12 protein-coding genes are annotated in these 13,900 nt (G+C 68.0%); all 12 read right to left on the bottom strand.

The window, feature by feature from the left end:
• Nucleotides 1–172: 172 nt before the first annotated feature.
• Nucleotides 173–703, bottom strand: coding sequence for a methylated-DNA--[protein]-cysteine S-methyltransferase (locus ITJ67_RS06965; protein WP_160072717.1), 531 nt, complete (start codon nucleotides 701–703; stop codon nucleotides 173–175).
• On the bottom strand, nucleotides 700–2,322 hold the full coding sequence (locus ITJ67_RS06960; RefSeq protein ID WP_194677156.1) for a DNA-3-methyladenine glycosylase 2 family protein: 1,623 nt from the start codon (nucleotides 2,320–2,322) through the stop codon (nucleotides 700–702). Before ITJ67_RS06960 ends, ITJ67_RS06965 begins: the two co-directional genes overlap by 4 nt.
• A gap of 144 nt (nucleotides 2,323–2,466) precedes the next feature.
• Nucleotides 2,467–2,952, bottom strand: a complete 486-nt coding sequence (locus ITJ67_RS06955; protein ID WP_194677155.1) for a PTS sugar transporter subunit IIA — start codon at nucleotides 2,950–2,952, stop codon at nucleotides 2,467–2,469.
• A complete protein-coding gene (locus tag ITJ67_RS06950) occupies nucleotides 2,949–4,091 on the bottom strand; it encodes an adenosine deaminase (protein ID WP_323741409.1) in 1,143 nt (380 codons plus the stop codon). The genes ITJ67_RS06955 and ITJ67_RS06950 overlap by 4 nt, the downstream gene beginning before the upstream one ends.
• 139 nt (nucleotides 4,092–4,230) lie before the next feature.
• A complete protein-coding gene (locus ITJ67_RS06945; RefSeq protein WP_160072722.1) occupies nucleotides 4,231–5,553 on the bottom strand; it encodes a thymidine phosphorylase in 1,323 nt (440 codons plus the stop codon).
• Nucleotides 5,550–5,969 carry a cytidine deaminase gene (locus ITJ67_RS06940; RefSeq protein ID WP_228502402.1) on the bottom strand — a complete coding sequence of 140 codons (420 nt, stop codon included), beginning with the start codon at nucleotides 5,967–5,969 and terminating at the stop codon, nucleotides 5,550–5,552. Before ITJ67_RS06940 ends, ITJ67_RS06945 begins: the two co-directional genes overlap by 4 nt.
• 2 nt (nucleotides 5,970–5,971) lie before the next feature.
• On the bottom strand, nucleotides 5,972–7,282 hold the full coding sequence (locus tag ITJ67_RS06935; protein ID WP_194677154.1) for an ABC transporter permease: 1,311 nt from the start codon (nucleotides 7,280–7,282) through the stop codon (nucleotides 5,972–5,974).
• Entirely contained in the window at nucleotides 7,279–8,583 is a 1,305-nt protein-coding gene (locus ITJ67_RS06930; protein WP_160072724.1) for an ABC transporter permease, read from the bottom strand. The genes ITJ67_RS06935 and ITJ67_RS06930 overlap by 4 nt, the downstream gene beginning before the upstream one ends.
• A complete protein-coding gene (locus ITJ67_RS06925; protein ID WP_194677189.1) occupies nucleotides 8,580–10,079 on the bottom strand; it encodes an ABC transporter ATP-binding protein in 1,500 nt (499 codons plus the stop codon). Before ITJ67_RS06925 ends, ITJ67_RS06930 begins: the two co-directional genes overlap by 4 nt.
• 185 nt (nucleotides 10,080–10,264) lie before the next feature.
• Nucleotides 10,265–11,350 carry a BMP family lipoprotein gene (locus ITJ67_RS06920; RefSeq protein WP_236558481.1) on the bottom strand — a complete coding sequence of 362 codons (1,086 nt, stop codon included), beginning with the start codon at nucleotides 11,348–11,350 and terminating at the stop codon, nucleotides 10,265–10,267.
• A 240-nt stretch (nucleotides 11,351–11,590) separates the two neighbouring features.
• Nucleotides 11,591–12,676 carry a BMP family lipoprotein gene (locus tag ITJ67_RS06915; RefSeq protein WP_194677153.1) on the bottom strand — a complete coding sequence of 362 codons (1,086 nt, stop codon included), beginning with the start codon at nucleotides 12,674–12,676 and terminating at the stop codon, nucleotides 11,591–11,593.
• A 91-nt stretch (nucleotides 12,677–12,767) separates the two neighbouring features.
• Nucleotides 12,768–13,880: a mannose-1-phosphate guanylyltransferase gene (locus tag ITJ67_RS06910; protein ID WP_194677152.1), complete on the bottom strand. Its 1,113-nt coding sequence runs from the start codon at nucleotides 13,878–13,880 to the stop codon at nucleotides 12,768–12,770.
• Nucleotides 13,881–13,900: the final 20 nt, after the last annotated feature.

The raw sequence follows: 13,900 nt of genomic DNA, 5'->3' as shown, positions 1-13,900 counted from the left end.
AGCCCGAGACCCTGGCCAGCCCCGACCAAGCTCCCTCCCCAGCTCCGGCCCCAGACTCCTCCCCAGCTCTGACCCAGAACCTCGGGATGGCAAGTTCCCTCTTCTGCGGGAAGATTCCCCCAACGAAGTGATGTTTCCACCCCGAGAACCCGGCCAGCGGACGGGCGCGGCGTCAGCCGGCGTGAGCGAGCTCGCGCTGCAGGAGGGAGCGCTTGACGTCGACGCCCCACGCGAATCCGCCGAGCGTGCCGTCCGAGCGCAGCACCCGGTGGCACGGCACGAAGAGCGCAGGCGCGTTGCTGGCGCAGATGCTGGCGGCCGCACGCACGGCCGTCGGCCGGCCGAGAGCCGTCGCGAACTCCGTGTAGGTGAGCGGATGCCCGGCCTCGATGGCCCGCAGACCGAGCCATCCCTGCATCCGGAACGTCGCGCCGAACTGGGCGACCAGCACGTCGTCGATGACGCGGAGATCACCGTCGTAGTACGCACGCACGGCATCGGATGCGCCAGCAGCGCGACCCCGCGCGATGGCGGTCGGCCTGGCCTGCGCCGTGATGCGTTCCAGGACACGCTGCTCGTCGTCGCTCCATCCGGAGGAGAGCACCGCACCGTCACTGTCGCGGGCGATGATCGTGAACGGCCCGTCCGGGGTGTCGAGCGTCTCGATGACGGCCCGAGCTTCACTGCTGGTCTGCGCGCTCATGCTGGTGTCTCCGTGGTGGTGGTGGGCGATGTCTGCTGGGTGGCGTTGGTCTTGATGCCGGGTCGTGACCTGGGCGGGGCAGCTCCCCAGAGATGGAGGGACAGGTAGCTTCGCCAGGGTCTGAACTGCTCCGCGACGGCTGTGAGGGGTCTCGGCTCTGGCGGGAGCCCGAGCGCTCGCGCTCCGCTTCGCAGGGCGACGTCTCCCGTGAGCAGCACATCCGGGTTGCCCAGCACCCGCATGCTCACGTAGCCGGCCGTCCAGTCGCCGATGCCCTTGAACGATGTCAGCGCTTCGTGCTGCTCGGCGATGTCGTCGCCCGGTGAGAGCCTCAGCTGACCGTCCGCGATCGCCTCGGCGACGCGTGTGATGGTCGCCGATCGCGCCCTCGGGCCGGCGAAGGACTCCTCGCCGAGCTCCGCGATGGCCGCTGCGCTCGGGAAGAGGCGGTTCACACCGAGCTCGACCGTGGGTTCCTGGTTGTCGCCGTCCTGCTCGAGCGGGGCGCCCGCCCGCGAAGCGAGGCGACCGAGGGCCGTCCGCGCCGCGGAGACGGTGATCTGCTGACCGATGATGGCGCGAAACAGCATCTCGTCGGGGTCCACGGCCCCGGGCAGGCGGCGGCCCGGACGCAGGCGCACGCGCTCCGCGATCGACGGATGCACGGAGAGCGCTCCGTCGACGGCCGCCGGGTCCGCATCCAGGTCGAAGAGCCGGCGCACACGCGTGACGAGGGCCTGCAGGTCGCTGAGGTCGGTGAGGCGCGCGCGGAGTCGCAGCGACGCGGGCTGCGGGCCGCCCGCGTCCACGCCGAACCATGCGGGGCCTCCCGGGAGGAGGAGGCTGCGCTCGTACCTGTCCTCGGTCGCGACCTCGACCCCGTCGATGGCGCGCTCCCGGAGCCAGGTGAAGACGCCCGCGGCGTCGTACGGCTCCCGATACGCAAGCGACAGCGTCAGTGGGGCGGCTCCGGTGCTGAGCGCCAAGCCAGTGCCGAAGCTCCCGAGGCCGCCGTCCAAGGCTCGCGACCCGGCCGCGGCGGCTCGTCCGCGCGATCGTTCTCGGACGAGGGTCGGCGTCAGCTGGAAGACCTCCTGCACGGTCTCGTTGAACGCTCTGACACTCGCGAAGCCCGCCGCGAAGGCCACTTGAGCGAAGGGCAGGTCCGTCGCGCCGAGGAGCGTTGCCGCCGTGCGTGCCCGCTGTGCGCGCGCAAGCGCAAGCGGACCGGCGCCGAGCTCAGCGGTGAGCACCCTCGCGAGGTGCCTGGACGAGTAGCCGAGTCGGGCGGCGAGGCCAGGGACCCCCTCACGTTCCACGACCCCATCGCTGATGAGCCGCATGGCCCTGCCGGCGACGTCGCTGCGGAGGTTCCAGGCTGGGTCACCGGGTGCCGCATCCGGCAGGCAGCGCTTGCAGGCCCGGTATCCGGCCTCGTGGGCCGCGGCGCTTGTCGGATAGAACGTGACGTTCTCTCGCTTGGGTGTCCGGGCGGGGCAGCTCGGCCTGCAGTAGATGCCGGTCGACCCGACCGCGGTGATGAACTGCCCGTCGAAGCGTCGATCCTTGGCGAGGATCGCGCGGTAACGCTCGTCGCCGGTGAGGGTGATGCTTGCCATGCGACGAGTCTGGCAGGTTCACCCCGCCACAGCTCGCGGAAATCGGACACGACGGTTGCGTGATTCCAGCCCCGCGGCTCCTGCTGGGCGTCGAACGGCAGCGAGCTCCTGAGCTCTGTCACGCCGCCGAGACCCGAAGCCGGGTCAGGCGATGAGCAGCCCAGCTGCGACGAGCCTCGGCTTGAGGAGCTCGACGAACTTCTCCGGCGTGGCTGCGGCGACGAGCTCGCCGAGCACCGCGTCGTTGTCGAACGTCTTCGCCAACGCAGCGATGAGCTTGAGGTGCTCCGACGCGTTGGTCGCCGTCATGCCGACGACGATGCGTACGGGATCGTAGCGAGCATGGCCGAAGCCGACGCCTTCCGGGTAGGTGATGACGGCGAGACCGTTCTCGATCGTCTCCTCACCGGGACGCGCATGCACGAGAGCGACGCCCGGGCCGACGACGACATACGGCCCGAAGCGTTCGATGACGCGAACCATGTTGCTGGTGTAGCCGCGCTTTGCGAAGCCGCGCTCGGCGAGCAGCTCGCCCATCTGGCCGACCGCCTGCCGCCAGTCGAGCGCCTGCTCGGCGAGGCGCACGCTGCTTGCATCGAACTGAAGCTCAGGTGTGGCCTGCGCGTTCATGCTCCTGCCTCGTCGAACCCTTCGCTCACGATCTCAGCCAGCTCTTCCCGGTCTTCGATCGGCAGGAACGCGCCCTCGGCGGCGTTCAGCTGGAACGTCTCCAGGTCGGCGAGGTCGTAGTCGAAGGCGTCAGCGAGCAGCGTCAGCTCTCGGGAGATGCTCGTCGCGCTCATGAGGCGGTTGTCGGTGTTGACGGTGACGGTGAAGCCGAGCTGGTAGAGCAGATCGAAGGGGTGGTCTTCGATGGCGTCTCCCCAGGCGGCGATGGCGCCGGTCTGCAGGTTCGAGGATGGGCTGAGCTCGAGCGGGATGCGGCGGTCGCGCACCCACTGCGCCAGCCGGCCGAGCGACACGTAGGTGCCGTCGTCGTCTTCGCCCTCGAGGTCGATGTCTTCTGCGATGCGCACGCCGTGGCCGAGGCGCAGCGCGTGGGCGTCGAAGAGGGCGCTCTCGATGGAGTCGAGGCCTGCAGCTTCTCCGGCGTGGACCGTGGCGGGGAACCGTTCCGACATGAGGTAGTCGAAGGCTTCCTGGAGGTTCGTGGGCGGGAACCCGTCCTCCGGGCCGGCGATGTCGAAGCCGACGACGCCTGCCTCGCGGTGGCGCACGGCGAGCTTCGCGATCTCGAGTCCGTTGCCAGTGTGGCGCATGGCGCTCACGAGCTGGCCGACGCGGATGCGCTTGCCGTGGGATCGGACGTCGTCGATGCCTTCGTCGATGCCGGCCTGGACCGCGTTCACGGCGTCGTCGAGGCTCAGGCCACGCTTGAGGTGCTGCTCCGGCGCCCAGCGGACTTCGCCGTAGACGACCCCGTCGGCGCCGAGGTCGTTGACGAAGTCGCGGGCAACGCGCCGCAGACCGTGTGTGGTCTGCATGACGGCCGTTGTGACGTCGAAGGTCTTGAGGTACTCGACGAGCGAGCCGGAGTCGGACTGGTCGGAGAACCAGTTCGACAGTTCGGGTGCGCTCGTCGCGGGGAGTTCCAGACCGATTTCGTCGGCGAGCTCGATGATGGTCTGCGCTCGCAGTCCACCGTCGAGGTGGTCATGCAGCGAGACCTTCGGCAGCGCTCGGATGCTGGTGCCGTCTCGTAGCGTGAAATCGCCCTCGTCGTATGGCGCGGAGCTCTGCACAGACACGGTGTTCCCCTTCGAATGTGGCCGCGAACCAACAAGTGCGGCCGTCCAGAGCCCTGATTCTATCTGGCGGAGACAACCGACGCGCGAGGCGGCGCGGCGGTGTGGAGAAGGTTTCCCTTCTCGACACCGCCCGCCTGCGCTATTCGGCCCCGATGCGTCCCGCGATGAGCGGGCCGCCGGTGAGAGCCTCCGACCCGGCGTCCCCGACCTCGTACGCACCCTCGAGCGCCTCGAGCGCACGCGGGAAGCGAGCGGCGTCCTCGGCAGAGAGCGTGAAGAGCACATCGCCCTTCTTGACTGTGTCGCCCGGCTTCACAGCCAGGTCGATCCCAGCCGCGTGGATGACCGGATCCTGCTTGCGTGCACGCCCCGCTCCGAGTCGCCACGCGGCGATGCCGAAGGGCAGCGCCTCCTGGCGGGTGAGCACGCCGTCGCGGTCTGCCCGGACCTCGTGCGTCTCGTTCGCCACGGGCAGCGCGCCGTCTGGGTCGCCGTCCTGCGCAGCGACCCAGCGCCGCCACACGTCCATCGCTGCGCCGTTCTTCAGCGCACCTTCGACGTCGGCGTCCGGCTTGCCCGCCAGACGGAGCATCTCGCGGGCGAGTTCAACAGTGAGCTCGACGACATCGGCGGGACCCCCGCCCGCGAGCACCTCGACCGATTCGCGAACCTCGTTGGCGTTGCCGATCGCGAGCCCGAGCGGGACATTCATGTTCGTGAGCAGCGCCGACGTGCGCACGCCGGCGTCTTCGCCGAGCGCCACCATGGTCTCGGCGAGGGCGCGGGAGCGCTCGATGTCGCCCATGAAGGATCCGGAGCCGAACTTCACGTCGAGCACGAGCGAGTCGGTGCCCTCCGCGATCTTCTTCGACATGATGCTCGATGCGATGAGCGGGATGCACTCGACCGTGCCGGTGATGTCGCGGAGGGCGTACAGCTTCTTGTCGGCGGGGGCCAGGCCGGCGCCAGCTGCGCAGATGACGCCGCCGATCTCCTGGAGGAGCCGGAACATCTCCTCGTTGCTGAGGTCGGCCCGCCAGCCGGGGATGGCCTCCAGCTTGTCGAGGGTTCCCCCCGTGTGGCCGAGTCCGCGGCCGGAGAGCTGCGGCACCGCCACGCCGAAGGAGGCGACGAGCGGCATGAGCGGAAGCGTGATCTTGTCGCCGACGCCCCCGGTGGAGTGCTTGTCGACTGTGACCTTGCCGAGCCCGTCGAAGTTCATCCGCTCACCGGATGCGATCATCGCGAGGGTCATGTCGCGGATCTCGGTGCGCTCCATGCCGTTGAGGAAGATCGCCATGGCCATCGCTGCCATCTGCTCGTCGCCCACGAAGCCGTTCGCGTAGCGCGAGATGAGCCAGTCGATCTCCGGCGTCGACAGGGATCGCCCGTCGCGCTTCGCCTTGATGAGGTCGACGGCGTCGAACGCCTCGATTGCGGAGAGTGCGGGGGTGGAGCTCATGCGATCCCTTCGAGATCTCTGGGGCCGAACGCATCCGGCAGTACCTGGTCGATGGTGCGGATGCCCGAGACGGTGTCGAGGAGCATCCCGGGGGCTGAGAACTCGTACAGCAGCTGACGGCAGCGGCCGCACGGCATGATGATGTCGCCGGCGCCGTTGCAGCAGGAGAACGCGACGAGCTTGCCACCGCCGCTCGCTTGGAGCGCGGACACCAGCCCGCACTCGGCGCACAGGCCGACTCCGTAGCTGGCGTTCTCGACGTTGCAGCCGACGACGATGCGTCCGTCGTCGACGAGCGCGGCGGCGCCGACCGAGTAGTTCGAGTACGGCGCGTAGGCCTTCGCCATGATGTCGCGTGCTGCCTGGCGCAGGGCTTCCCAGTCGGGTGCGAGCACTTCGGTATCTGGTGTTGTCATCGCTATGCCTTCACGTAGGGTTTGCCCGCCGCGGCAGGTCCTCGTGACTGGCCGACGAACCCGGCCACGGCGAGGATGGTGACGATGTAGGGAATCATCGCCATGAACTCGGGTGGGATGTTCGCGCCGACCTGGCTCACGAGCGTCTTCAGGTTCGAGGCGAAGCCGAAGAGCAGCGCCGCGAGGGTCGCGTAGACGGGGTGCCAGCGCCCGAAGATCAGTGCGGCGAGGGCGATGTAGCCCTGTCCGCTTGTCATCTCCTGGCTGAACGAGCCGACGCTGCCGAGCGTGAAGAAGCTTCCGCCGGCGCCGGCGATGGCGCCCGAGAGCAGGACGTTCCAGAACCGCGTCTTGTTGACCTTGATGCCAACCGTGTCGGCAGCCTTCGGGTGCTCTCCGACGGCACGGAGGCGCAGGCCCCATCGGGTCTTGAAGAGCGCGAAGGTGAGCGCGGGAACCGTGAGGAACATGAGGTACACGATGAACGTGTTGTCGAAGAGCAGCGGCCCGATGACGGGGATGTCGCTCAGCAGTGGGATCGCGAAGCGCGGGTACTTCTCGTTCTGCGCGATCGTGTTGAGGAACCCGCTGTCGCGGGTCATGACACCCGAGTAGAGGAAGTTCGTCAGGCCGATCACCAGCATGTTGATGACCACGCCGACGACCACCTGCTCGACGAGGTAGCGGATCGAGAAGACCGCGAGGATGAGCGAGACGAGCATGCCCGCGAGGATCGCTGCGAGGAGGCCGAGGAACGGGTTGCCCGTCATGGAGCCGATGAGCGCCGAGGTGAACGCACCGGCGAGGAGCTGGCCCTCGATGGCGATGTTCACCACACCGACGCGCTCTGAGACGAGTCCCGCCATGGATCCGAAGATCAGCGGGGTCGAGATGGCGAGCGTTCCGGTGAGGAGCCAGGTGAGCGGGACGTTGGCGTTGGCGCCGATGAAGACGATGAGCGCCCACACCCAGAGGATGCCGAAGACGACCATGACCCACATGGGCAGCTTCTCGCCCGCCGCTGTGCGGAGGAAGGCGACGACGGTGATTCCCGCGAGGATCACGCCGATGATGAGGTTCGTCATCATGGTCGGCAGGACCAGGGGGGCGAACTTGATGGGGACGCCATCCGAGTTCAGGTCGATCGTGCTCGAGGCTCCTGCAGGTGCGAGCAGCCCGAAGACGATGAGGACGAGCGCGCTGAAGAACGCGTACGCGATCGGCGCCTTCCAGCTGCGGGTCGAGCGGACCTCGGCCTTGGTGCTTGCCCCTACCGGGATCTGCTCCTCGGTGCTCGGCGTCACTGCGGTCATGCGTTCACCTCGTTCTTCTTGCCGTTGCTGCCCTTGTCGCTGCTGTCTCCCCGGCCCTCGCGCGACGCGCGGATGCGGTCGAGGAGGCGGATGCCGGACGGCCGCGGGAGGCGGAAGATCGCCCGGATGAGCGGCGGCGCTGCGATGAAGAGCACGATGAGGCCCTGGATGACGGCGACGATGTCGATGGGGATGCCCTCGACGACCTGCATGGGGAAGGAGCCAGCCTTGAGCGCTCCGAAGAGGAGGCCCGCGAGGATGATGCCGACCGGGTGGCCGGCACCGAGCAGTGCGACGGTGATGGCATCGAAGCCGATACCCGCGTGCACTCCGGGGTCGTAGCCCGCTGTCGCGCGACCGAGCACCTGCGTGGCACCGGCGAGGCCGATGAAGGCGCCGGCGATGGCCATCGTGAGGAAGGTGATGAAGGCGACGTTGATGCCAGCCGTTCGTGCGGCGCTCGGGTTGAGGCCGACCGCGCGCACCTTGAAGCCGACCGTGGTGCGCTCCATGATCCACCAGTAGACGAATGCGGCGGCGATGGCGAGGATGAAGCCCCAGTCGGCGGCACCGACGAGATCCGGCAGCTGCGCGGACTCGACGATGGGCTTGGCCTTGGCGTTGCCGCCAGCACCCTCAGCCTGGAAGACCGGGGTCTTCAGCAGGTACGTGATGCCCCAGAAGGCAATCCAGTTGAGCATGATCGTGACGATCACCTCGTGGGCGCCGGTCTGTGCCTTCAGCCAGCCAGCGATGCCGGCCCAGAGCGACCCGCCGACGATGCCGGCGAATGCCGCCACGAGAACGTGCACGACGAACGGCAGCTGCAGGCTCGCGCCGATGAAGCCGGTGAAGAGCGCCGCGATGAGGATCTGGCCCTGACCACCGATGTTGAAGAGGCCGGCGCGGAACGCGAACGCGACGCCGAGGCCAGCCGTGATGAGCGGGGTCGCCCACATGAGCGTGTTGGTCAGCGGCACGAAGCCGTTGCGGGGCGAGTAGATCGCGCCTTCCCACAGCGCGCGGAACGCGCCGGCGATGACGCCGCCCGCCGCCGCGAAGAGGTCCATCGGCCGCGAGAAGAAGTAGCCGGTGGTCTCGAGCACGTCATCGCTCGTGAAGACGACGAGGAGCGAGCCGATGAGGAGCGCGAGCACGATCGCGAGGATCGAGCGCAGCGGCCCTCCGCCGAGGATGTCGCGCCAGAGGCCGTGCCACGGCGACTGCTCGCTCGCGGCGGCCGGCACCTGGGTGCCGGGTGGCGGCGGGGTCTCCGCCGTCACGTTCTGCAGCTGGCTCATACCTCTACCCCCGCCATCATCTGGCCGAGCACGTCTCGCGACGTCTCCGGTCCAACGATTCCCATGCTCTTGCCCTGGTACATGACCATGATCCGATCTGCCAGCTGGACTACTTCGTCGAGCTCCGTCGACACGATGATGACCGGGATGCCCGAGTCGCGGACGCGCACGATCTGCTCGTGCACGAACTCGATCGACCCGACGTCGAGACCTCGCGTCGGCTGCGAGGCGATGAACATCCGCAGGTCGCGGCCGAGCTCGCGCGCGAGGACGACCTTCTGCTGGTTTCCGCCGGAGAGGCGACCCACGGCCGTCTCGATAGACGGCGCCCTGACGTCGAAGTCCTTGACGTTCTTCTCCGCGAAGGCGGTGATCTCCCGCAGGTTGAGCGCGATGCCGTTCGAGAATGGCGGGCGGTCCGCGCGGTCGAGCACGAGGTTCTCCGCGATCGTGAAGTCGCCGACGATGCCGTCTTCGGTGCGGTCTTCCGGCACGAAGCCGAGTCCAGCATCCAGCGTCTTCTTGACCGACTGCCCGATGAGCTCGTTGCCGTCGAGGCTGATCGAGCCGAGCGCCTTCTTGTGGAGGCCGAGGATGGCCTCCGTCAGCTCGGTCTGCCCGTTGCCCTGCACGCCGGCGATCACGAGGATCTCGCCCTCGCGCACCTCGAAGCTCAGCTCGTCGACCTGCTTGGCGCCGACTTCGTCGAAGACCGTCAGCTCGGAGACGACGAACGTCGTCTCCCCCAGCTTCGGGGCCTCCTTGTCGACGTCGAGGTCGACCGCTCGGCCCACCATCTTCGCCGCGATCTCTTCGTTGGACTCGCTCGGGAGCGCCGTGCCGACGACCTTGCCTCGCCGGATGACCGTGATGCGGTCCGCCACCTTGCGGACCTCTCGCAGCTTGTGCGTGATGAAGACGATGGAGGTGCCGGCCTTGCGCAGCTGATCCATGATGACGATGAGCTCGTCGGTCTCCTGGGGCGTGAGCACGGCGGTGGGCTCGTCCAGGACCAGGATCTTCGCGTCGCGCGAGAGGGCCTTGATGATCTCGACGCGCTGCTGCGCGCCGACGGGCAGGTGCTCGACCAGCGCATCGGGGTCGATGTTGAAGCCGAACTGCGCCGACAGGTCGCGCACCTTCTGGCGCGCGCTGTCGATGTCGAGCACGCCGAGCCCACTGGCCGGCTCGTGCCCGAGCATGAGGTTCTCCGCCACGGTGAAGACGGGGATGAGCATGAAGTGCTGGTGGACCATTCCGATGCCGGCGGCCATGGCATCGCCAGGACCGGAGAAGTGCCGGACGTCGTCGTCCAGCAGGATCTCGCCCTCATCGGCCTGGTAGAGACCGTAGAGCACGTTCATCAGGGTCGATTTGCCAGCACCGTTCTCGCCGAGGAGCGCATGGATCTCGCCCTCCTCGATCGTGAGGTTGATGTTGTCGTTGGCCGTGAAGGCACCAAATCGCTTGGTGATGCCTCGAAGCTCGAGTTTCATAGCGGTCCACTTCGCTGTGCAGTAGTGCGGAATACGGCCTGGTGGGCCGGTGATACGCGAGCCGGTCGCGGTGGTGACCGCCGCCAGCTCGAGATGCATGCGTAGGCATGCTACGGGGCCGCCGCGAGTTTGCGCGACGGCCCCGCATCATGTTGTGCCCAGACGTCAATCTGGACGGCAGAGGATCAGACCTTGGGTGAGGAAGGCGACAGTTCTGGGTACTTGCCGTCGATGACTTCCTGCTTCAGGGTGTCGATCTCGTCGAGCGTGCCGGAGGGCAGCTCCGACTCGAAGGCGCCGAAGCCGGAGAGGCCGACGCCCTCGTTCTCGAGGACACCCGTGTAGGTGGTGCCACCCTCGAACGTGCCGTCGACGCTCTGGGAGATCGCGTCGAGAACCGTGACGTCGAGGCCCTTCATGATCGACACGAGGATGATGTCCGCGTACTGCTCGTCTGCGACCGCGAGGTCGGAGTCGACGCCGAGGATGACGGCGTCCTGGCCGCCTTCGCGGATCGCCTCAGCTGCACCCTGGTAGAGGGGTCCGCCGACGGGGAGGATGACGTCTGCACCCTGGCTGAGGAAGCCGGTGGAGATCTCCTTGGCGCGGGAGACGTTCGTGAAGTCGTCCACGAACGAGCCCTGCTGCGAGTCGACGTCCCAGCCGATGACCTTGACGTCCTTGCCCTTGACCTCGTTGAAGTGCTTGACGCCGTTGGCGAAGCCGTCCATGAAGATCGTGACGGTCGGGATGGCGGCGCCGCCGTAGGTGGCGACGGTGCCCGTCTTGGAGTACGCAGCTGAGGCGTAGCCCGCCAGGAACGCGGCCTGGGCCGTGTCGTAGTTGAGCTCGAGCACGTTGGCGATGCCGAGGCCCTCGACGTCGACGATCGCGAAGTCGACATCTGGGTTCGCCTCGGCCGCTGCGGCCGTCGCGTCTGCCAGCTTGAAGCCGACGGGAACGATGATCTTGCAGCCCTGGTCGACCATGGTCGTCAGGTTCGCCGCGTAGTCGTCCGGTGTTGCCGACTCCGCCTCGAGCACGTTGACTCCGAGCTCGGACTCCGCGTTCTCGAGCCCCGTGTGCGCAAGCTGGTTGAAGGAGCGGTCGTCGAACCCGCCCTCGTCAGACACCATGCACGCGGTGAAGTCGGATGCGCCTTCAGCGGCCCCATCGCCTGCTTCTGGCGCGGGGGCACAACCGGCGAGCACGAGGGCTGCAACGCCCACCGTGCCAAGTGCAGCGAAACGCTGCTTCGAAGAGATAGCCACTCTCGATCCTCCTGAGTTGGATGTCCGTCGGGCCGCAGAACGCGAACACGACGAAGCTGGTGATTGCCCGAGCATAGCCGTAGCGCTGCGTCACAATTCGGCCGAAATCGGAATCGAAACCCGACCGTTGCACAGTTACGAGCGTGTTTCTCGGCGCGTCGCCCGGCGATGCTCACGACACCGGAGCGTCGCAGGCCGATCGGTCGGTGCGGAGCCGTGGATGCCCGCTCCAGCCCTCGGTCAGTTCGCTCCCGTCGGCGATGACGGCGACTCGACGACGATCTCGCCGGAGATGATCTTCGCCTTGAGCGCCTCGACCTCCATCTTCAGCTCGGCGGGGATCTTCGCGTCCCAGTCGTGGAAGGAGGACAGTCCGACGCCGTCGTTCTCGAGCGTGCCGACGTTGTTGCCGGCCTCGAAGGTCCCGGAGATGTCGGAACCGATGACGCCGAGGATGGCCGGTTCCATCCGCTTCTCGACCGTCGTGACCAGGAGCGGCCGGTACTCCTCGCCCAGGAGCTCGTACCCGTCGGAGTCGACCCAGATGATGCCAACGTCGCCCGCGGCCAGCGCCGCTGCCGCTGCGCCCTCACCCGCCTGAGCCGCGACGGGCATGATGATGTCGGCGCCCTGCGAGATGAGCCCCTGCGCCGTGGTCTGCGCGGCGTTCGTGTTGGTGAAGTCGTCGGTGAAGGATCCCTGCTGCGTCTGCGGGTCCCAGCCGACGACCCGCACGGACGCGCCCTTCGTCGTGTTGTACTGCTCGACCCCGGCGGCGAAGCCGTCCATAAAGACCGTCACGGGAGGCTGGTTGCCGCCGCCGAACGTTCCGACGACTCCGGTCTCGCTGACTCCCGCCGCCAGGTAGCCCGCGAGGAAGGCGGCCTGGGCCGTGTCGTGCACGATGGACGCGACGTTCGGACCGTCGACGACCTCGTCGACGATCGAGTACGTGATGTCCGGGTTCGCCTCCGCGGAAGCGCGGGTCGCGTCGGCCAGCTCCCAGCCGACCGTGACGATGTAGTCGCAGCCCTCGCCGACCATGGTCTCGAGGTTCGTCTCGTAGTCAGCCTGCGACTGCGAGACCGTCTCGCGCATGTCGACGCCGTACTCCGCCTGGGCCGCCTCGAGCGACTCGAAGACGGCCTGGTTGAACGAGCGGTCCTGGATGTTGCCGCTGTTCGCGACCATGCACGCCAGGTAGTCGCTGCCCGCAGCCGCCGTGCCAGTCGATCCGGGCGCCTCTGGAGGTGCCTGGCAGGCCGTGAGAGCGAGGGTTGCGACGGCGAGCGCACCGATGGCGCCTGGAATGCGAGAGCGTGACATGCCGGAAGAGTAGTGGGACCCGGGCGCAGACCGCTACGCGCGTGCACGGATCGTTGTGACCGTGCACGCGCGCGGAGGACTGGGAGGCGACCTAGAGGACTTCCGGTCGCTTCGACGCCTTGATCTCGGCGACCAGCTGCTTGACCTTCTGCGCGTTCGCCGCGGTTGTGACGAGCAGCGCATCCGGGGTGTCGACCACGACGATGTCCTTGATGCCGGCGATCGCGACGACGCGGTCGGTGTGATTGATGATGAGGCCGGAGCCGTCGACGACGACGACGTTGCTCTCGTTGCCGTGCACGGTCACGCCGTTGCCGTTGGTGCTCTTGCGGAGCCGGCTCACGGCCGCGAAGTCTCCCACGTCGTCCCACTGGAAGTAGCCGGGGATGACGGCCAGCTCGCCGCGGGCGGCCGCCGGCTCGGCGACGGTGTAGTCGATGGCGATCTTCTCGAGGTTCGGCCAGACGCGAGCGGTGACCTCCGCCTGCTGATCGGTGCCCCAGGCATCCGCGATCTCGTTGATGCCGGCGGCCAGGGTCGGGTTCGACTCAGCCAGCGCCTCCATGAGCCGGTCGACGCGGGCGAAGAACATGCCCGCATTCCAGAGGTACTCCCCGGAGGCGAGGTAGCGGCGAGCGGTCGCCTCCTTGGGCTTCTCGACGAACGCGTCGACCTTCCGCGCACTCGGGGCGGCGGGGATCTTCAGCGGCTTGCCCGCTCGGATGTAGCCGAACGCGGTGGACGGCTCGATGGGCTGGATGCCGATCGTGACGATGGCACCGGCGTCTGCTGCCTCGACGGCCTCGCGCACTGCCGCTGCGAAGCGGTCGGTCGCACCGATGAGGTGGTCGGCGGCGAACGAGCCGATGATGGCGTCGGGCACACGCCGCTGCAGGATGGCCGCGGCGAGGCCGATGGCCGCCGTCGACTCGCGCCCTTCGCTCTCGAGGACGATGTTCTCCTCGATGAGCTCTGGGAGCTGCGCGCGCACCTCCTTGGCGTGCGCCTCTCCCGTCACCACGAGGAGCCGGTCCTCCGCGCACAGCGGCGCGAGGCGGTCCCAGGTCGCCCGCAGGAGGGTCGAGCCGTTCCCGACGACGTCGTGGAGGAATTTCGGGGCTTCGGCCCGCGAGAGGGGCCACAGTCGGGAGCCGACGCCTCCCGCTGGAATCACGCCATAGAACCGATCGATCGCATCTGCCATGCGCAACACCCTAGGGGAAC

It is taken from the genome of Pseudoclavibacter sp. VKM Ac-2867, assembly GCF_015351275.1.
In the GTDB taxonomy this organism is placed as follows: domain Bacteria; phylum Actinomycetota; class Actinomycetes; order Actinomycetales; family Microbacteriaceae; genus Pseudoclavibacter.
The sequence above is the reverse complement of the archived record's forward strand: the minus strand, read 5'-3'. Positions and strand labels throughout refer to the sequence as shown.